At 39.9% G+C, this 22805-nt stretch carries 11 protein-coding genes and 1 pseudogene; 9 read left to right on the top strand and 3 right to left on the bottom strand.

Annotated elements, in window-relative coordinates; genetic code table 11:
- Positions 1–5: 5 nt before the first annotated feature.
- Entirely contained in the window at positions 6–2402 is a 2397-nt protein-coding gene (locus D0T85_RS07690) for a triple tyrosine motif-containing protein (RefSeq protein WP_239060668.1), read from the bottom strand.
- A 52-nt stretch (positions 2403–2454) separates the two neighbouring features.
- On the bottom strand, positions 2455–2850 hold the full coding sequence (locus D0T85_RS22710) for a hypothetical protein (RefSeq protein WP_239060667.1): 396 nt from the start codon (positions 2848–2850) through the stop codon (positions 2455–2457).
- A gap of 346 nt (positions 2851–3196) precedes the next feature.
- On the opposite strand from D0T85_RS22710, the gene D0T85_RS07685 reads away from it, so the two are divergent.
- From D0T85_RS07685 to uxuA, 9 genes and pseudogenes are all read left to right on the top strand, one after another.
- A complete protein-coding gene (locus D0T85_RS07685) occupies positions 3197–6376 on the top strand; it encodes a TonB-dependent receptor (RefSeq protein WP_163211919.1) in 3180 nt (1059 codons plus the stop codon).
- Between the two features lie 12 nt (positions 6377–6388).
- Positions 6389–8143, top strand: coding sequence for a RagB/SusD family nutrient uptake outer membrane protein (locus D0T85_RS07680; RefSeq protein ID WP_163211917.1), 1755 nt, complete (start codon positions 6389–6391; stop codon positions 8141–8143).
- Positions 8144–8181: 38 nt separating this feature from the next.
- On the top strand, positions 8182–8790 hold the full coding sequence (locus D0T85_RS07675) for a hypothetical protein (protein WP_163211915.1): 609 nt from the start codon (positions 8182–8184) through the stop codon (positions 8788–8790).
- Between the two features lie 153 nt (positions 8791–8943).
- Positions 8944–10224, top strand: a complete 1281-nt coding sequence (locus tag D0T85_RS07670; RefSeq protein ID WP_163211913.1) for a M57 family metalloprotease — start codon at positions 8944–8946, stop codon at positions 10222–10224.
- 42 nt (positions 10225–10266) lie between these two features.
- Positions 10267–12858, top strand: a complete 2592-nt coding sequence (locus D0T85_RS07665; RefSeq protein ID WP_239060666.1) for a family 1 glycosylhydrolase — start codon at positions 10267–10269, stop codon at positions 12856–12858.
- A 405-nt stretch (positions 12859–13263) separates the two neighbouring features.
- The gene (locus D0T85_RS07660; RefSeq protein WP_163211909.1) at positions 13264–15588 is read left to right on the top strand and encodes an alginate lyase family protein; all 2325 of its coding nucleotides are present in this window, start codon (positions 13264–13266) and stop codon (positions 15586–15588) included.
- A 21-nt stretch (positions 15589–15609) separates the two neighbouring features.
- Positions 15610–17977 (top strand): annotated as a pseudogene (locus D0T85_RS07655) (glycoside hydrolase family 2 TIM barrel-domain containing protein).
- A gap of 125 nt (positions 17978–18102) precedes the next feature.
- Positions 18103–18915 carry an SDR family oxidoreductase gene (locus D0T85_RS07650; protein ID WP_163211907.1) on the top strand — a complete coding sequence of 271 codons (813 nt, stop codon included), beginning with the start codon at positions 18103–18105 and terminating at the stop codon, positions 18913–18915.
- Between the two features lie 132 nt (positions 18916–19047).
- Positions 19048–20229 (top strand): mannonate dehydratase, encoded by a 1182-nt coding sequence (gene uxuA / locus D0T85_RS07645; protein WP_163211905.1) that lies wholly within the window; start codon positions 19048–19050, stop codon positions 20227–20229.
- 60 nt (positions 20230–20289) lie between these two features.
- On the opposite strand, the gene D0T85_RS07640 is transcribed toward uxuA, so the two are convergent.
- A complete protein-coding gene (locus D0T85_RS07640) occupies positions 20290–22527 on the bottom strand; it encodes a glycoside hydrolase family 3 C-terminal domain-containing protein (protein ID WP_163211903.1) in 2238 nt (745 codons plus the stop codon).
- Positions 22528–22805: the final 278 nt, after the last annotated feature.

Raw genomic sequence — 22805 nt, 5'->3', positions numbered from 1 at the left:
AAAAACTATAACCGTTGCAAAAACTCCGCCAGGTTATCCTCCTGACTCAATTGTAATTTCTTCCTTAACCGGTACCGGCTAATCTCTACTCCACGAAGTGAGATATTCATTAAAGGTGCTATTTCTTTCGACATTAAATCCATCCGGATATAAGCACAAAGCAGTTTTTCTTTCTTGTTCAGTTCGGGGAATTGTTTATCCAGTTTCTCAAAGAAATCATGATGAACAGAATCGAATGTGGTTTGGAAAGCCTGCAAATCATCATCGTGTTCCAGGTTGGTATCTACACTATTAATTAAACGGATAACTTTGCGGCGTATGTTGGGCAGGTTCTCATCATCAATAGAACGTGATATGGAAACAGCTTCCTTTTTAATGTTTTGCAGCATCTCGTTTTTACGAACAATGTTAAGTGTGGTTCGTATCAGTTCGTCCGATTTATGTTTCAGTTCTGCTTGCAGGTTCTTTTCTTTCAGCGAAACAATCTTCTCGTCCTTCTTTGTGTTCTCTTCTTTTTGCTTGATTATCTCCATCTCTTTCTTCCGGATGGTTTTTTGTTGCCCCACTATAAACTTATAATATAAATATAGAATAGCCAGTATAATGGCCAGTGTATAAATGGCATAGGCATACCAACTTCTGTACCACGGTGGAAGCACTTCAAAGTTAAAAGATGCCGTTATCTCTTCCATATCTTCGGCAATGGATGTTTTTACATGAAATGTGTATTTACCTTCCGGAAGATTGGTGTATTCTTTAATATTGTTTTCGCTGAACTCGCTCCATTCGCTATAACCACTACCGCTTAGTTTATACGAATATTGGGTAACAAAAAGCTGGGCATAGTTATTCAAGCTATATTCTATCTTTATAGAGTTATTAGTATAAGGTATAATCAAGGGAGAATTATCGTATGTATAATTCCGTCCATATACCAGCGAGTCTTTACGAAGGGTGAGGTACACTTTCCTGATTTGAAGATTCAACGGATATTCTTTCCGGATGTTTTTGCTGAAATCGAGCAGGCAGAAACCCTCTTCCGTCCCAATCAGTGCATCGTTCTGTCCATAAACAGCTACATGTTCAAAGTCTTCAATAAGATAATCTCTTAAATACGATTCGCTTTGGTTTCTTTTCCATGTACCGGTTTCGGGCTGATAATGTACAAACTTTAATGTTCCGTTGCTGGCATACCAAATGTTGTTTTTGGCATCTTGTGTAATATAGGTATAAGGAACGCTTCCTTCGAGTGTGTTTTCGAGTATCTCATGCCTTTCCAACTTGTCTTTTATTTGATTGTAGCGAAACAATCCCTGGCGGGAGGCAATAATTATCTCGTCGTTTATCTGGGTTATATATGTATTATCGCCGGCAGGAAGCGAACTGTTATTGTAGTTCTTTACTTGTGCGGTTTTTAAATCATCGCTCAAGGTAAGCCGGAAAAGTCCTTTTTCTTTGTTTGTTATCCAGATGGCTCCGGTTACCTCTTCGATATACATGTTTTTGGCAGGATAATTAGCATTGGCAACCCGATGCGACATAACCCATTCATCGCCTACTTTTTTCAGAATATATAATCCAAAATATGTTCCGGCAATGATGTATTCCGGATGTTGTTTTGAGGTAGATAGAGCCCATATTCCTCTTATTCCCTTAATCTTGTAGCCATTAATTCCATCATATACTATAAGTGCATTAACTCCTCCGCAAAATATTTTGTTGTCGTATTCCAGAAGCGACCACACTTGTCCTTCAGTTCCTTGAATAAATTTGAGATTAGTCTCTTCGGTTAGTTTAATAGGATAATCAGTAGCATAAAGTCCCTGATTTGTTCCTAAATATAATTTGTTTTTATAAAAAAGTGAGGTATATCCTGAACCGATTGTAGATTTATTGCTTAACAGAGCAAACATAGGTAGATTAAGATGAATACAGTCTATTCCATTGTCAAGCCCTAACCATAAATTATTCTCCCGGTCGAAAAACATAGATAATACAGTTTTATTTTGCAAACCGTTTTTAATTGATATTTTCTCGGTTTCACCATTCTTCATGTTTAATAATAGAATTCCATCTTGTACAGACCCTAATGCTAACAAAGAATCTTTCATGGCTGAGCATAGTAACTGGTTGTTTTCTAAAAACGAATCAGTAGTACTATAAAATTGGGTAGTACTCATTCCATCGTATAAAAATATTCCATCTAGTGCACTAACAATTAATAGCTTCTCTTCAAAAGGGAATATTCCTACAGTTTTTGTTTTTGTAGCTGATGCAGTATTGGGAAGCAAAGTAAACGAATCTCCATTAAGAAAATATACACCACGAAATGAGGTTGCATAGAATTTATTATTGATAATGGTTGAATATATAACCCCATCTGGACATTTAACTTTATGCAAAATGTCATTCTCTAGGTAATATACTGCAAGATCTGCCTGAAAATAAACCCGATCATCTAAGGTGTATGTGCCAGATGTTTCCTGCAGATCTTTTTGTGTCCAAGCTGTCGGATAAACAAGTATAATCTAAACCACCATATTTGTTAGGAGAGAAGTAACCAAACTGTCCTAGCCCTCCCACATAAATGCGACCATCTTTACCTTGTTTTACAGCACGAGTTTTTGCATTATGAATAGAGTAGGTGTTCCAGGTTACCCCATCAAACTCTAATAATCCTTTGTTGTTGGCAAAATACATCCAACCATTTTCGTGCTGACTTATCATCCAGTTTTGATTTGCAGCTTTATATTCATGTCGGTTGTAATTGGTAATGGAGCGTTGCCAGTTAGCAAGTGCTGAATTAAAAATGAGCAACAGAGAGAGTAAAGTTAGAATCCGGTCTTTCATGTAAGATTGTATTAGATATTTCAAAATTATAAAATTATAATGTTACCCCCAAGAATAAGCAATTATTTTTTGTATTCCGTTTGCGCAAACAGTGGTTGTGAGGTGGTTTGCAGGTATGGTGTTTTTCACTACATCATCTATTGTTGCAATTGATTTTGTTTTTGCGATTAAATTAGATTTAATTATCTTATTTACAGTGAATTATCATTGCTTTGAGAAAGTGTTGTAGTAGTTCCTTTTACTTTCAATAGTACTTGTGTTGTAGCATTTTTTAAGGTTTTCTGTGCTTGTTTATATATCTTTGGTTTAGCAGCGAAATGCTATTAATTAATAAAATCTAGTTATTATGAAAAGAAAACCCTCTTCAGGAAGGATAATACAGCTACTATCTATCTGCTGTATGTTCTTTCTTTCTATCACAAGGATTTCTGCCCAAAGTACAGTCGAAGTTCATGGGCAAATACTGGATGCCACAATGCAAGAACCATTGATTGGTGTCTCTATTGTTGAAAAAGGAACCACTAATGGTACTATCACAAACTTAGATGGGAAATTCTCTTTGAAAGTTAACCAAGGTGCAACTGTTGTTCTTTCGTATATTGGTTACCTGCCAATTGAGATGGAGGCATCGAAAGTACCTGCGGTAATCCAAATGAAAGAAGATTCTAAAACACTTGATGAAGTTGTAGTTGTAGGTTATGGGGTGCAGAAGAAAGCACATCTAACAGGAGCAGTATCGGCTGTAGATGGTAAAGAACTTGCAGCTCGTAAAAGTGCAAGTGTACTGGCCTCTATGCAAGGTGCATTACCAGGAGTTGCTGTAACACGTACAGGTGGTCGGCCTGGAGGTGAAGAAGCTTCTATTGCTATTAGAGGTATTTCTTCAGTAAATTCAGCTTCAGCTCTAGTTCTTATTGATGGTGTAGAAGGTAATCTAACAACCCTAAATCCCGATGATGTTGAATCTGTATCAGTATTGAAAGATGCTGCAGCCTCTGCTATTTATGGAGCTCGCGCTGCTGCTGGGGTAGTTTTGGTTACTACTAAAAAAGGTACAGCCAAAGGAAAAGCAAAAGTTTCTTATAATGGTTCCTTTGGTATAAATCTGCCTACTTATATGCCTGAACGTGTAACAGCATGGGAGGAACAATATTTAATAAACTTATCTCGAATAAATGCCAGCGTAAATGCAGAAACAGGTGTTGCAAATGGTGGTGTTGAATATGATCCGGAACGAACATCATGGGTGGGAAATCCTAATTACTGGTATCGTCCTAATGGCAATCGTTGGGAAATGTTAGGCAGTGAAAACTGGATGGCAAAAGGTTTAGATGATTATGGTTATACCCATCAACATTCTGTATCTGTAAATGGTGGTTCAGAGAAAACACAGTATTATTTATCTGGAGGATATTATGGAAATAAGGGTATTTTAAAGTATGGACCAGACAATCACGACCGTGTTAATTTAAGAATGACGCTTAATACAGAGTTTAATAAATATCTTTCTGCTGATGTGCTGGTTTCTTATGAAGCAAATACAACAAAAGAATCTGCTTATGGAAGTGCTAATGTACTAAGCTTGCTTTATTCAAACCGTGGTCGTCAAGCAATTTATCAACCAGAAGAGGATCTTTATTTTGAAACGAATCCTTATAATGGAGATTTGCATGTAAATCCGATTGATGTTATGAAGAATTCCGGACTTAATAAATCTCGTACCGAGTATTTTACAGGAAAATTCGGATTAAAAGTACAAAATATAGTAAAAGGGCTGACATTAGATTTAAATTTTTCGCGTAGAGCAAGTTATTATGCATATGAAGCGAATAGACGTAAATTAGTGTATTATGGGAAGGATAAACTTGGAGTAAGAAGAAATACAGGAACTGGATATGTAACCAAAACCAAGAACAATGCTTATCAGGATAAGTATGAGGCCTTACTTAATTATACATATAAAATTGATGGACATTCATTCCATGCATTAGGAGGAGCTTCCTATGAGCAATATCTGAAAGATCAAATTACTGGTACTGCCAGAAACATGTTGTCTGACGATTTCTTTAGTTTTAATTTTTATGATAATGCAGATGCGGCTAATACCACTCTTTCTGATTTAATTGCGCCTTGGAAAATGGCATCTTTATTTGGTCGTATAGATTATAACTGGGCCGAACGATATTTGATTGAAGGAGTAATCCGTTATGATGGTAGTTCACGTTTAGCACCAGGTCGCCGATGGGATATATTCCCTTCTGTATCGGCTGGGTGGCGTGTTAGTGAAGAACCTTTCTTCAAGAAAACCCCTGTAGCTAACTATATTAATAATTTGAAACTTCGTGCATCTTGGGGAGAATTGGGTAATAGTTCTGCACTTTCTAGTTATTTCCCTTATTTAGGGTTGATAACAAGTAAAAATAGCAATGAAAGTAGTGCTGCTACCATGAAACTACTTGGTAACCCTGTGTATTGGCAATCCATTATGGTATCTCAGAATTTAACTTGGGAAATATTGGAATCGAAAAACATAGGTGTAGACATGGGTTTACTTGATAATCGTTTAAATCTTGGATTTGAGTATTATTGGAAAAAGAATAAAAACATGATGACTGACCTGAAAGTTGGAAATATTGTAGGGGTAGCTACTCCATATCAAAATACAGGTCAATTGAATTCATGGGGATGGGAAATTACTGCTAGTTGGAACGATAAAATAGGCGAAGTTTCTTATCAAATAGGTGCAAATTTACATGATCCCAAAAATGAATTAGTTCGTTTTGAAGGAGCTACTGTATTGAAAGCCGGATTAAATAACACAGTTATTGGTTATCCTGTAAACTCTATTTTTGGATATCAAACAGATGGATATTGGAGTAGTAGACAGGAATATTTAGATTATAAAGCAGCTAACCCTGGATATCAAACTGTTAAAAGTGATAATCTGGTTACAGGAGGTGATGTGAAATATATTGCTCAAGGCGCCGCCGACCATACAGTACAAGCTGGTAGTACCTTAGAACAGCCAGGAGATATTATTTATCTGGGTAATACTAACCCTCGTTATCTTTTTGGTATTAACCTAGCTGTTCAATGGAAGGGGTTTGATTTGGCTCTCGACTTTCAGGGAGTTGGTAAGCGTAATCTCCTAATTAGTAATGAAGCTATTATGCCTTTCCAAGCTTCGCAGAATATGCCTTGGAAAATTCATTTGGACTATTGGACTGTAGATAATCCAAATGCATTTTTCCCGCGAATTATCAATCAAAATGATATGAACTATCAGGTGTCTGATAAATGGGTACAAGATGGAGCTTACATTCGTTTAAAAAATGTTCAATTAGGGTATACTATTCCTATACGTAGAAATATCTTAGAAAATCTGCGTGTATACATTGCAGGTACTGATGTTTGGGAACACACTAATTTGTTATCAGTGTTCGACCCTGAAGTTAAAAATGATATTAAGAGAACTTATTACCCGTTCTTCCGCACTTGGACAGCAGGAGTTAACATAACATTCTAAAAGAAAAAGAATATGAAAAAAATATTATATATATGCACACTGTTTTGCGTAATAATGCTGGCTGGATGTGATGATTTATTAGATGTTACACCTGGCTCGGAATTAACAGATGATGGTTTCTGGAAATCAGCAAAAGATTTTGAAGGAGCCTGCAACAAACTATATTATGATTTAGGAGGTTGGAGTAATGATACGCGTGCCGATGAATTGGTTGGTAAAAGTTCGGATGATATAAGTTCTGGAAACAGTACAATTAAATCAGGTAATAGCAACTGGAAAAATAGGTATTCATATATTTATGTAGCCAATAATATTATAGATAAAGGCTTGAAAGCATCTGTTGCCGAGAGTGTGCGCGACAGGTGGTTGGCAGAAGCTTATTTTTTTCGTGCCTATCATTATTTTGAATTGGTGAAAAAATATGGTGATGTACCATTAATATTGAAGATATTTACAAGTACTTCGGACCCAGACTTAAAGATGGGGCGTACTCCGCGTGAAACAGTGATTCAACAATGTTATACGGATTTAGAATTTGCTATTAAATATCTGCCAGATCATAAAGATTTACCCACTTCCGAGTTAGGGCGTCGCCGGGTAAGCACTTCGTCGGCTTTAGGTATGATAGTACGTATTGGTTTGTATGAGGGTACTTTTCGGAAATATCATGGAGGAAACGATGCGGCAGAACATCTGAAAAAATCTATTAATGCATTTGAACGACTAGATGCCAAAGGTTATCATAAATTATTTGAAGATTTTAATGAGGTGTTTTCCTATAAAAATGAAGCAAATAATGTAAACAGGGAAATTATTTTTGGTAAGCCATATGGTGAAAATGATTTTGCAACAGTAACTACAGGACATATGAATACGCGAGAATTGGAGGGGAATTTTGCTTTAACTCGTAATATCCTTGATCTTTTCCTTTATGCTGATGGACTTCCAATGAGTAAAACAGCTTTGAAAGTTGAAAAAGAGACTTCAATGAATAATATTGTAGGTTTAGATACTGATGGAAATCCATTACCCAATGATAAAGGCCAACGTGATCCTCGTTTATTAAAAACAATCTGGACATTTAATGATGCTGTAGAATATGAAAGCTTTATGGGCTGGTCGGAAGCTGGCAAAGGTAAATATCATCCATTCGATTCGCAACGTCCCAAAGGATATATTTGTAAAAAAGCGTTTTTTGGTTCTATGTGGTCAAATAGCCTTGGTAACAAAGATTTTACAGATAAAATATTAATTCGTTATGCCGAGATGTTGGTATCATATGCAGAAGCCCTTTATGAATTGAATGGAAGTATTACAGATGCACAATTAGATGCCACAATTAATAAACTGCGCGAGCGTGTTGGCTTTAATATTCCACTAACCAACGACTTTGTTACTAAAAACGGATTGGATATGTTAGAGGAAATTCGACGTGAACGTACAGTCGAGTTAATGGCAGAAGGATTCCGTTATGACGATATCATTCGATGGAAAACAGCAGAAAAGGTTCTTCCAGTAGCGATGATTGGACCTTATTGTAGCCCGGATGAGGTACAAACAACAGCTACATATGAGGATAGTAAAAAACGTTTAACTGATTCAGAAGGGAAAATAGATGGTACTTTTGCTTATGACCAGCAAGGCGTTTATGTTATTGAATATGCCAATACTCGTAAGTTTAATCCCAAACGTGATTATCTGTATCCAATTCCAACAGATGAAATAGCTTATTCAGATGATAATATTACGCAGAATCCGGAATGGTAATAATTTAAAAAGTATATAAGATGAAAAAAGTATTATATATGTTCGCAATTATTGCGACAACATTGTGTGTCATTAGCTGTGGAGATGATGAATGGTCAACAAATCCAGAGTATGAGCACATTTATTATGTAGGTTTTTACAAATCGTATGTTCATAGTCAGCAGTTGCAATACAATATTGCTGCTGATGGTACTGCTCAGTGGCGTTATTATGTAAGTGCTTCTGTACAAAGTGCATGGGAGAAAACAGGAACAGATGGGGTTAGTAGCAATATTCCTATTGATCTTCATAGCCAGTTAAAATATCAATATGATATTATAGCTTATTTTTATGTAGCTAATGACGAAGGCTCAAATTTGGTTGCTGGTACAGATTATATCGTAGTGGATGAGACGGGAAATACAATATCCTCATCTGATGGAAAATATGCGCTAACATGGTCGCAGGCCAATAAAGAAAAACGCAAAAATATCAGAATAAAGCGTTTAACTTCAGCAACTGGTGTGTTGAAAGTGAATACACTTCGTACAAAACCTATCATTACAAATGACGATTTTGTTGAAACTACTAGTAATAACATTACCAATCAATACGAAGTTCGTGGTTTAAGTCACGACTGGAATACACAAACAGTTACTTTCGAGTAGGTATTAGGTACCTTATTTTGCAAATTTAAGCTTAGGTAATTGATTTGTTTAGGAGTGGCAGGAAGCTGATTCCTGCCACTCTTCTTAAATGGTTTTAAAAAAACAAGTGATTTGGAAATATAGTTGTAATTGTTTAATTTAATTTCTGTTGTTATGAAAACAAAAATTTGGTTTACTACGATTTTTGTGATATTGTTTGCAGCATGCAACAATGAGGAAATGGAATATAATCAACCCAACGAGGAGATTGATTATATTAGTATTATTGAAGCTATGGGGTTTAATACAGAAGGAATTGTTGAGGATGAAGAGAGCTTTACTGTTGAAGGGGATATTATTTTATTAAAAGAGGAGTTGCCTCGTTATCAATTAACAAAAACACGGCAGGCAAGATACCAATATATTGTTGCCCCTTCTCGACAAAATAATATTCGTATTTATGTTGAACCTTCTCTTAATTTGGGATGGAGACATGCTACCGATTGGGCTATAGCTGCCTGGAATTGTGCTGGTTCCAATATAAAGTTTACTCTTGGATCAGTTTCATCTTATGATATTAGAATTTATAACGGAAACTATGGTAACAACACTTCAGTGGTTGCTAGTGCTGCATATCCATACTCTTCAGGTGCACCGGGAGATATCCTAAAGATAAATACCCACTTCGATAATATGACAACAGCAGAGAAAGCATATGTGCTTATTCACGAACTTGGACATACAATCGGTTTCACACATTCAAACTGGAGAGAATCAGGTAATGCTACCGGAATTGAAATCCCAGGAACTCCTTCTTCTTCGCAAACATTGCCAGAAACAAATCCTGAAATAATAGCTTCTGTAATGTATTCGCATTCAGGTGGACGTCGTTGGGATTTGGAACAGTTTACGTATTATGATATTTATGCTGCTAAAGCAGTATATCCAATGCCAAGTGGAATAACTTGTTCAGGACCACTTTCTATCGGACCAAACAGGAGCGGGATCTATACTCTTCAAAATTTGCCATCAAATGCTTCTGTACGTTGGTCCATTAGTCTTGGTAATTTGAGTTTGGGTTCAACGAATTCGTCTTCTGTTGTAGTGTATAACAACAATGACAATGAAGAAGGTTATGGAAAACTAACAGCTTTCATCACATCTCCAAGTGGTAATTATACAGTAACTAGAAACATAGCTCATATACGTTGGAGCGATTATACATACTTTACTTTGGAAGGGGGTGAATTTAGGAATGTAGTATGGAAAGTTTCTCAGGGAGATGTTGCAGATTATACAGGACAGCATTGGGCACAGATAAACCTAGGATTATCTGGATACCAAACAGCAACAGTTAAATGTAGGGCTGTAGATTATAGTGGACATATATATGAATTTGAGGAAACATTTAATAATGAAAAATTGGTGAATGACTTTGATGGTACATACCAATAATTCTTTATGTATGATTTGTTTATGTTAAAAAGATTGTTTTTCATGAAACTATTTGCTTCTTACTTTCTTCTAACCTTACTTTCTCTGCCTGTGTTGGCAGGCAGAGAAACCAAAACCATCAACAGCGGTTGGAAGTTCCGCAAAGCCGATACCTGGGAAACCGTTTCGCTTCCCCACACCTGGAACACCGATGCTTACACACACAAGGATTATTATAAAGGAGTTGGATGGTACGAGAAACAGCTTCAACTACCACAGGAATGGGCCAACAAGCAATTATTTCTGAAATTCGAAGCAGCCAGTAAATCGGCCGAAGTATATATAAACAATAAGTTGGTTGGCACACATAAAGGGGGCTATACTGCTTTTACCTTTGATATTACTTCTTATTGCTCTTTTACCACTCCCAATACTATAACTGTTAAAGTTGATAATTCAACCTTAGATACACCACCCATATCGGGCGATTTTACCTTTTTTGGTGGAATTTACCGGGATGTATGGCTCATAGCTACATCCAAACAACACTTCGATCTGCAGAACCTGGGTTCTGGAGGAATATATATTGAAACACCCGAAGTAACCGCTGAGCAAGCATCACTGCAAATTAAAAGCCTTATAAAGAATGATGCTGCCGATAAAAAACGGCTACTGGTGGAGCATACCATTTCATCGCCCGATGGTGAAGTTCTGCAATCTCTGAAAAGAACTGTCACAGTAAATCCCAGCGAAACCTTTTCGCTTCTGGAAAAAGCAAACCCCATACTTAACCCCAAGTTATGGACACCCGAAACCCCTTATCTATATAAAGTAGAATCCGTAATAAAAGATGCCCGTACAAAAGAAATAATAGATATACAAAATAACCACACCGGATTTCGTTGGTACAAGTTCGATGCAGAAGAAGGATTCTTCTTGAATGGCAAGCCCTACAAGTTGAATGGAATCTGCCGCCATCAGGATCAGAAACCTATTGGTGTAGCCCTTACCGACGAAATGCACCGCCGCGACATGCTACTGATGAAAGAAATGGGAGCCAACTTTATACGTATATCACACTATCCGCAAGATAACGCCATACTTGAACAATGCGATAAACTGGGCATGCTGGTATGGGAAGAAATACCCATCATCGACATAGTGCCCGATACCGATGGATACGCCGAAACTTGCGAAACAAACCTGCGCGAAATGATTCGGCAGCATTATAATCACCCATCGGTTATCACCTGGGGGTATATGAATGAAATTCTTTTAGTAACTTTGCGTCGCTATAAAGGCGAAGAGCTTAAACCAGTATTAAACAGAACACTGGAATTAGCAAACAGGTTAGAAAAAGTATTGAAAGAAGAAGATGCTTACCGGGTAAGCACAATGGCGTTTCATGGAAGCAATCAATACAACGAAGTAGGATTAGGCAACATCACCGATGTGGTAGGTTGGAATCTTTATCAGGGATGGTATGGCGGACAACTGGAAGGGTTCGACCGTTTCCTCGATGAACAACACCAGAAATATCCTACACACCCTATCATAGTAAGCGAGTATGGGGCAGGATCGGATAAACGAATACATTCGTTTGAACCTAAAAGCTTTGATTTCAGCATTGAATATCAACAAAAATACCTGGAACATTATCTTCCTGCTATGGAAAAAAGAAACTTTGTTGCCGGCAGTACCCATTGGAATTTCATTGATTTCTCATCGGCCTTGCGCGATGAGTCTATGCCGCGTATTAATAACAAAGGATTGGTTTATGCCGATAGAACCCCCAAAGATGTGTACTATTATTATAAAGCAATGTTCCGCAAAGACACTCCGGTTTTACACATTGCCTCGCGCGACTGGTCTCGCCGATCGGGCATTCAAACAGGAAACAATGCCGTTGTACAACCAGTTAAGATTTACACCAACCTGCCCGAAGTAGAACTGTGGCTCAATGGAAAATCGCTAGGCACAAAGAAAAGCAGTAATTGTACAGTGGTTTACGATGTACCTTTTGAAAAAGGAACCAATACACTGAGAACCACAGATACATCCAATAATCAGGAAGATGTAATGACTATACAGTTTAATCCTGTTCCGGATATACTAACCACCGAGAATATGAGGAGGCTGGAACTGGCCATAAATGTAGGTAGCAATTGTTTCTATACCAGCGACGAGAGCAACCTAACCTGGTTGCCCGATCGCATGTACAACAAAGGAAGCTGGGGATACGTGGATGGTAATGAAGAATCGCGCCAGACAGGCACACAAACCGAAATTCACAATACACTAGATGGTCCGTTGTTCCAAACATTGCGTACCAACCCGGGAAGCTATCAGTTTGATGTGCCTGCAGGAGAGTACGAACTTGAATTGCTGTTTGCCGATATATTCAAGCCACAAGAAAACCTGGTATATCAGTTGGGGCAACCTGCAACCGAAGCAAGTGCTGGAAATATGTTTACTGTATATGCAAATAACTGCAAAATAGAATATGCCTTTTCACCGGGCGATGAAGTTGGATACTTCCAGGCAATACGAAAACGTTTTGTTGTATCTGTAACGGATTGTAACGGTTTGAATATCCGGTTCGAGAATATTCATGGAAAAAGTTTCTTGAATGGGTTAAAGCTAAGAAAATTATAATGTGACACAAAAGTGACACGCTGTGACGCACATTGACACAAAAGTGACACGTGACAAATGGCGTGACACAAAAGTGACACCGTGTAAAAAGCCCAATCGCTCTTTGCTTTAGTTACGAATTGTAAGCAATTACCCCGGCAGGGGTAATATGTGCATAACCCCGGGTGAGCAAAGCGTAACCCGGGGTCTATAACTCCCTTGATTTCCTGAGCTCCGAAGGAGTTCAACCCTTTCAGGGCTGTTTTGAGTGGGGGTTTAGCCTACCCCGGGTTACGCTTTGCTCACCCGGGGTTATGCATAGTTAAAGCCCTTCGGGCTTATGCTACTTTAAAGACCTCTAAAGCAGCAATTGATAGCTGAAATTATGAACATAAAAGAACAGTTATGAACATTAATAGATATATCATGAAAAAAACAGTACTTTTTATTACAACACTCTTAGTTAGTGTTATGCTATCTGCACAATCTATGTGGGATATCAAACACTTGGAAAGCGTTAAAGCATCCATAAACGATCCGGCCTACAACAAAACCTACCAATATTTAATTAAAGAGGCCGATAGGATAATGGATATAGAACCCTTGTCGGTAATGATGAAAGATAAAACCCCGGCCAGTGGTGATAAACACGACTATATGAGTCAGGCACGCTATTACTGGCCCAATCCTAATAAGCCCGATGGAATGCCCTATATTGCACGCGATGGCGAATCGAACCCCGAACTGGAAAAACTGGACCGTAACCGATTGGGCGATTTAGCCGGACGGGTTACTGCGCTTTCATTGGCATGGTATTTCAGTGGCGACGAAAAGTATGCGCAGAAAGCAACCGAACTTATCCGTGTGTGGTTTTTCAATAAGGCAACTAAAATGAATCCCAACCTTAATTACGCTCAGGTAATACCCGGACGCGATAATGATAAGGGGCGTTGCTATGGGGTTATTGATGCCTATTCCTTTGTTGAAATGTTGGATGCTGTGCAATTACTTGAAAAATCAAAGGCTTTTACCACTAAAGATTCTAAGCAATTAAAAGATTGGTTTGGTAAGCTGGTAAACTGGATGTTAACCAGCGAACAGGGTAAGGAAGAAAGTATTCAGAAAAACAATCACAGTGTAGCTTATGATGCACAGGTTATAGCTTATGCACTATACTCGGGCAATACTAAGATAGCCGAACAATTCATCAATGAGTTTCCTGAGAAACGCATCTTCAAACAAATTGAACCCGATGGTCGTCAGCCGCAAGAGTTGAGAAGAACACTTGCTTTTGGTTACTCGCAATACAACCTCAGCCACATGATTGATATCTTCCTGATGGCACGCAGCATTAACCTTTCTATCGACGATGCTACTTCGGCCGATGGAAGAAACTTTTATAAAGCAGTAGAATTTCTGGCTCCCTATTATGGAAAAGAGCCAGCCGATTGGCCTTATCAACAAATCAGTGAGTGGGATTATAAACAGGCTGAGTTTGGTAAAGACCTCTATCGCATCTACACGTTCAATAACACACATACAGATTATCTTCAACTGTTTCGTCAAAACCAACGAATTAACTGGGCCGACCGCTTTATGTTACTTTACTACAAAGCCGAAGTAACCGATAATGTTTTTGCTTTTGCCGATGAACAGCTCAGATATGCAATGAAGTGTGCCGATGAAGCAAAGAAAACAGCCACCAACAAGCTACTGGTTAGCCCCCGCACAGTAGAAAAAGATGGTAGCCTGCGACTGGTTGCCCCTCGCGACTGGTGTTCCGGTTTCTTTCCAGGTAGTTTGTGGCATACATTTGCTTATACAAAGAGTGACTATTGGCGCTGGCAAGCTATTAGTTACACCTGGCCCATTGAGCAAATGAAGAACTACAAAGGTACGCACGATTTAGGTTTCCTTATTAACTGTTCCTTTGGTAAGGCATACGAATTAATCGGTGAACGCTCTTATAAAGATGTGAACCTGCAAGCTGCAAAATCTCTTGTAACGCGTTACAATGATAAGATTAAGGCCATTCGATCGTGGGATTGGACTCCCAAGGGATGGCAGTTCCCTGTGATTATTGATAACATGATGAATCTGGAACTTCTGTTCTGGGCTACACAAGAGACAGGCGATTCCATCTATCACAAGATTGCAGTGAACCATGCAAACACCACTTTGAAGAATCACTTCCGGGCAGATCATTCGTCCTATCATGTTATAGGATACGATACCATTACCACACAAGCCCACATGAAAATAACTCATCAAGGCATTGCCGACGAATCTGTATGGAGCCGCGGCCAAGGATGGGGATTGTATGGATATACCATGTGTTACCGTTTTACAAAAGATCCTGCTTATTTGCAACAGGCTGAAAATATCGCTTCATTCTTCTTTAACCTGAAAAATATGCCTACAGATTTAATTCCATATTGGGATATGAACGACCCTGCTATACCACAGGCTTTTCGTGATGCTTCGGCTGCGGCAGTAATTGCTTCTGCTTTGTACGAGCTGGCTACTTATGTGTCTCAGGAGAAGGCAACTCAATATCTTGCGTGGGCAAATACAATTACCAATAATCTTTATGCCCACTATCAGGCTGAGCCGGGAACAACTAAAGGATTCCTTTTGCTCCATTCTACCGGAAATTATCCAAAGAACGACGAGATTGATGCACCAATATCGTATGCCGATTATTATTATCTGGAAGCGCTGTTGAGGAGAGTTGGTATTGCTAATTATTAGTAGCCTATTTTAAAAAACACCATGCAAAGAATCACCCTATTATTCTTTATAACCTTTAGCTGTCTGCTCCATATAACAGCAACAGTTATCCCCACTACCCAGAAAACCCGTTTAAATGATAACTGGGAATTCATCCGTCAGGATATGGGGAGTGTTTGGGAAGTAATGCGTCCCTTCCGTGCTGGTCAACCAGAATCTGTACCGTTGTGGACACCAGTAACCTTGCCTCATTGCTTCAATGCCGATGATGCAGTAGACCCCGATGTAAATTACTACCAAGGTGCCGGTTGGTACAAAACCCAACTCGAACTGAACAGTCCGTATCCACAAGGACGAATCCTGTTAGAGTTTGAAGGAGCCGGACAACGTACAGAAGCATATATCTACACTACCAAGGTGGGAAGTCATGTAGGTGGATACGATGGTTGGGCAGTAGACATCACCGATGCAGTGAAAGAATTTGCGCAAACCAACGAATACACCGAACGTTTTAAAGGTAAAATACCAGTAGCCATCCGTTGCGATAATACAAGGGATACAGAAATTATTCCTTCGGATATGTCCGACTTTAACCTCTATGGCGGGCTTTACCGTTGTCGATGAAAAGGGTAGGATAGGAGAACTTTCCATTCAAACCTCCTTCTATAACCCAACAAATAAAGATAGAAATGGAATCTTGACGCTAACTGTAAAACATCCGTCGGGGAAAGAAATCATCAAGCAATCTCAAACCTATTCCCTGAAAGATGATGTTACCTTACTAAATACCCAACTAAAGAAACCCGCTTTGTGGGATGTAGATAATCCTCAACTATACACCTGCGAAATAGAGTTGGAGGTTGATGGGCAGAAGCTAACTGCAACCAATCGTTTTGGGTTCCGTCACTTTGAATTCAAAGAAAAAGGCCCTTTCCATCTGAATGGAAGGAGAGTTTTGCTTAAAGGAACTCATCGGCACGAAGATCATGCCGGACTAGCTGCCGCGCTTACCGAGGAATTGATGGTAAAAGAAATGCAGCTCATTAAAGATATGGGAGCCAACTTTATCCGCTTGGGGCATTACCAACAATCGGATATCGCCCTCCGTTTATGCGATGAATTGGGCATACTTGTATGGGAGGAAATCCCCTGGTGCCGTGGCGGACTGGGTGGCGAAAGCTACAAGCAGCAGGCCCGCGATATGCTCACAAATATGGTTAAGCAGCATTATAACCACCCTTCGGTTATTCTTTGGGGAATGGGAAATGAAAACGACTGGCCGGGCGACTTTGAGTATTTCGATAAAGAAGCCATCCGCACATTTATGAAAGAACTGCATAACCTGTCGCACCAATTAGACAATAACCGACTGACAGCTATTCGTCGTTGCGAGTTCTGCAAAGATATTATTGATGTGTACGCACCTTCAATCTGGGCAGGATGGTACAGCCGTAAGTTTACCGATTATCGCGAAATGAGCGATAAAGGCATTGAAGGAACCACACGTTTCTTCCACGCAGAGTGGGGAGGCGATAGCCATGCACGCCGTCATGCAGAAGGAGATTTTAAAGATGTAAGCAACGCAGCTAACCGGGGCGACTGGTCGGAGTCGTACATCATTCGCCTGTTCGATTGGCATCTGAAAGAGCAAGAAACCATGCCCTACTTAACCGGTGCAGCTTTCTGGACATTCAAAGACTTTTCTACTCCCCTGCGACCGGAGAATCCTGTTCCTTATGTAAATCAGAAAGGTGTTGTTGAACGCGATCTTACTCCCAAAGAAAGCTACTATGTTTTCCAATCTTATTGGGCAGATAAACCAATGATTCACATTTACGGTCATACCTGGCCTGTACGTTGGGGCGAAAGAAATGAAGAGAAAGAAATACTGGTTTACTCCAACTGTTCCGAGGTAGAACTGTTTGTAAACGGTATATCGCAAGGTAAAAAGAAACGCAATAGTCAGGATTTCCCTGCAGCAGGATTGCATTGGTATGTTCCGCTCAGCGAAGGTGATAATCATATTGAAGCTGTGGGCTATGCTGGAAAGCAACGTTTAACCGATGAAATCCATCAGGAATACCAAACAGAAAAATGGGGCGCTCCGGCAAATATCTCCTTAACATCCAAACAATTGAATGAAAACGAATGGTTAGTAACCGCCGAACTATTGGATGCAAATAATGTTCGTTGTCTGGATGCCCGCAACTACATTGAGTTTGATTTTGCAGGCGATATTATTCTTTTGGATAACCAAGGCACCTCTACCGGATCAAGAAAAGTACAGGCATATAATGGTAAGGCCAGTATAAAAATAACAAAAAAGGAAAATTTAACCGTTAACGCACACATTTGTGCTAAATCGAGTAACTTACCTTCTAAATTTATACATATATTTGCACCACACTAATCAATTGAGTATTGAGTTGTGAGTATTGAGTTATGAGTTTTGAGTGATGCCACATGGCTAAAACTCACAACTCAATACTCATTACTCAATACTCAGAACTCAAAAACTTAAAAACTTAAAATAACATGGGAAACTTATTTTGCATTAAAGACAAAGTAGTCCTGATTACCGGTGGATCTGGTATTTTAGGAAGAGTTATCGGTAAATATCTTGCAGGCGAGGGTGCTAAAGTAGTAATTCTCGACAGAGATGAAAAGGCCGGCATTGAATTGGTTGACGATATTAAAAAAGAAGGTGGTGAAGCGTCATTCTTTGCAACCGATGTACTGAATAAAGAAGTTCTGGAAAAGAACCGCGAAGACATTCTGACCAAATATGGTCGTATTGATGTTTTGCTTAATGCAGCAGGCGGTAACATGGCTGGTGCAACGATTGGACCCGACCAAACATTCTTTGATTTGCAAGTAGATGCTTTCAAGAAAGTGCTCGATTTAAATTTGGTAGGTACAGTATTACCCACACAAATATTCTTGAAACCCATGGTGGAACAAAAATCAGGAAGCATTGTAAACTTCTCGTCCATGGCCGCTTTCCGTCCTATGACCCGCGTTGCCGGATATGCTGCTGCTAAAGCTGGTATCTCTAACTTTACAAAATATATGGCTACAGAAGTAGCAACAAAATTTGGTGAAGGCATTCGTGTAAATGCAATTGCACCGGGATTCTTCCTAACTCAACAAAACAAAGACCTGTTAACTAATCCTGATGGTTCATGGACTCAACGTGGACAGGATGTGATTCGTCAAACTCCATTCGGCCGTATGGGTCGTCCCGAAGAACTGTGTGGAACCATTCACTACCTTATCAGTGAAGCTGCAAGCTTTGTTACTGGTACAGTAGCCGTTGTTGATGGTGGATTTGAAGTATTTGCAATGTAAAATTAGTTGTGAGTAATGAGTTTTGAGTAATGAGCTTTGAGTAATGAGTGCCATGCGGCATCGTAACTCATAACTCATAACTCATAACTCATAACTCATAACTCATAACTCATAACTCAAAACTCAACTTATATGATTTTATGTGAGCAAACCTGGCGCTGGTATGGGCCAAATGATCCGGTTAGCCTCTGGGATATAAAACAAGCAGGAGCAACAGGAGTAGTTACAGCATTGCATCATATTCCTAATGGTGAAGTGTGGACTGTAGAAGAAATACAAAAACGTATTAACGAAGTAGAAGCTGTAGGTTTACGCTGGTCGGTAGTAGAAAGTGTACCTGTACACGAACATATTAAAACCCAAACCGGCGACTTCCAGAAGTATATCGACAATTATAAAGAAAGCCTTCGTAATTTGGGTAAATGCGGAGTGGATGTTGTTACTTACAACTTCATGCCGGTTTTGGACTGGACACGTACCAATCTGGCCTACGAATTACCTGATGGCTCAAGAGCCTTGCGCTTTGAACGGGCCGCTTTTATGGCATTCGATCTTTTCATGTTGAGACGTCCCGGTGCTGAAGCTGAATATTCTGATGAAGATAAGGCCAAAGCCAAAGCTCGTTACGAGCAGATGGACGAAGCCGAAAAACAATTAATCATTCGCAATATCATTGCCGGACTTCCTGGCTCGGAAGAAAGCTTCACCCTTGAACAATTTCAGGAAGCACTAGACCGATATAAGGATATTGATGCAGAGAAACTTCGTTCCAACTTGATCTATTTCCTTAGCGAGATAGCCCCGGTTGCCGATGAAGCCGGAGTAAAACTGGTTATTCATCCGGACGATCCTCCTTATCCTATCTTGGGATTACCACGTATATTAAGTACTGCCGAAGATTTTCAAAAGATTATTGATGCTGTGCCCAATGAATCGAACGGATTGTGTTTGTGTACCGGTTCCTTCGGAGTAAGCAGTGCCAATGATCTGGAAGGAATGATGAAACGTTTTGCCGATCGGATAAACTTTGTACACCTTCGTAGCACACAACGCGATGCAGAGGGTAACTTCTACGAAGCTAATCACCTTGAGGGCGATGTGGATATGTATCATGTAATGAAGGCATTCTTCGAACTTCAACAAAGAAGACAGGTATCTATTGCAATGCGTCCCGACCACGGTCATCAGATGATAGACGATTTGAAGAAGAAAACTAATCCGGGATACTCTTGTATTGGCCGCCTTCGCGGACTAGCAGAACTTCGCGGGTTAGAGTTGGGGATAGCTAAATCGCATCCGGAATATAATAAATAAGAAGCGGATTTATTAAAAAGGACTCGTCATTCTGGATGACGAGTCCTTTTTTAATTAACCTTACTTCAAATCAAAAGGCACCACCCCTTTGATATCCGTTGCCGAAGCAGCCACTACTGCCTCAAACTTACCAGGCTCGGCTACCCAAGCTTTTTGAGCAGGATCGTAGAAGCTTAATGCATCTTTAGCAATGGTAAACGAAACTTGTTTTTCTTCTCCCGGAGCCAGTTTCACTTTCTTAAAGGCTTTCAGCTCTTTAACGGGACGAGGCAACGAAGATTTCTTATCACTGATGTATAACTGCACCACTTCTTGGCCTTCAATAGAACCGGTATTCTTAACTGTAACATTAAAAGTGATGGTTTCATCGGCCGAAATTACTTTCTTGTTTGCTGATGGTTTACCATATTCAAAGGTAGTATAGCTTAAACCGTGACCAAAGGCAAAAAGAGGTTTGCTTTTCTTCTGCATATCGGCCCAACGGTAACCAACAAAGATGCCTTCGTTATAAATAACATCAATTGTATCTCTTTTATTTGCCAGTTGAGTAGGGTCGCCAGGATATACACCTAACTTATGCGCACCAACATCGTCCAGTTTCATTGGGAATGTAAAAGGAAGTTTTCCCGATGGATTGGCATCACCAACCAATACAGAAGCCAATGCACTACCAGTTTCGGAACCTAAGAACCAACCTTGTACAATGGCAGGAACTTCGTTTACCCAAGGCATAGCAACAGCATTACCCGAGATGTTTACCACAACCAGATTCTTGTTTGCCTTAGCCAGTTGGCTGATTACTTTATTCTGATTGTAAGGAAGTTCAAGATGATTACGGTCGGCACCTTCGCAGTCCTGATGATTACTCTTATTTAAACCACCGATGAATATTACGTAATCTGCACTTTTTGCCACTTCAACAGCTTCGGCAAGCAGAACATCGAACGAACGGGTTTCGGATAAATCCTGACCCGACACAACACCGTTGTAGCTACCTGTAGGGTCGCCTACATAACCGCGGGCATATACAGCCTCGGCTTGTGAACCTACTCTGTTACGGATACCATCGAGAGGAGATATTTCATATTTCACTTTCAAAGAAGAACTACCACCACCTACTGTCATCATCTTTACGGCGTTTTCACCGATAACAGCAATGCGTTTGGCAGTGTTTAAATTGATGGGTAATACATTGTTTTTATTCTGCAACAGTACAATACCTTCTTCACCAATACGTTTACCAGCCAAGCCATGTTCGGGAGAGTTGAGCGATCCTAAAGGCTTGTTCTTATTCATTGAAGTACGGAAGCCCAAACGAAGTACCCGGCGCACTTTATCGTCCAGTTCTTTAGTGCCTACCTTGCCCGATTTAATCAGTTCTAGGTAAGGGTTAGCCATCAGGTAATTATCGTAAGCATTGGTTGCCCCCATGGTAAGTCCGTCTGTCCATGTTCCAAATTCAAGGTCAAGGCCGTTGTAAATAGCCTGCATGGTATCGTGGGTGCCTCCCCAGTCGGATACAACTGCACCATCAAATCCCCATTCACCTTTTAATATATCATTCAAAAGGTATTGGTTGTGGCACAAATGTTGGTTCTTATAAAGGTTATAAGCACTCATAATAGTCCATGTTTTTCCTTCCTGAACGGCTGCTTTAAAGGCAGGCAGGTAGATTTCGTACAATGCACGATCGTCCAGGATAACATTGCTTGTGTGGCGGTTAAATTCCTGATTGTTCAAGGCATAGTGTTTAACGCAGGTTGCTACACCATTCTCCTGAACACCTTTAATATAAGGTACAACCATTTTCGAAGCCAGATAAGGGTCTTCGCCCATGTATTCAAAGTTACGTCCGTTCAATGGAGTACGATAGATGTTTACCCCAGGACCTAACAGTACATCCTTTTCGCGATAACGGGCCTCTTCACCGATAGATTTTCCGTACAGGTAAGACATGTCTTCGTTCCATGTAGCTGCCAAACAGGTTAATGCCGGGAAAGCAATACAGGAGTCGTTGGTCCATGCAGCCTGTTCCCATTCATCCCACAATACTTCGGGACGGATACCGTGAGGACCATCGGTCATCCAAAGTTCAGGAATACCTAAACGGGGAACTCCAGCAGAGCTGAATTTAGATTGAGCGTGGATGATGGCAATCTTTTCTTCCAACGTCATCCGCTTTAATGCGTCTTCAACTCTGTCTTCAATAGGGGCAGAGTCGTTTAAATAAACCGGCTGTTGCGCGAAGACGGGAAGCGCAAGCAGCGATAATCCGAATACAATCTGTTTGATTTTCATGATTTTATTTTTTATAGTTTGGTGATACCCTCTATTTAGTAATGGAGGCCAACGGCCTCTATGCAGTAGCGTAGGGCAAAGCCCTACGTTGGCATATGATATTGCATTGTGACCCCAACGGGGTCAACTTTTAAACATTGCGTTGACCCCGTTGGGGTCAATGTGATGCTGTTTCGGATACGTAGGGCTTTGCCCTACGCTACGTGCGCCCCGCATGAGCAGCGCGCACTTGCGTGCAAGCTATTAAAAAGCCGCAAATATACAAATGATTTGTGTTA

Origin of the sequence: Bacteroides sp. 519 (genome assembly GCF_010500955.1) — a bacterium.
Taxonomy (GTDB): domain Bacteria; phylum Bacteroidota; class Bacteroidia; order Bacteroidales; family Bacteroidaceae; genus Bacteroides.
This window is presented reverse-complemented; position numbering and strand designations above follow the sequence as displayed.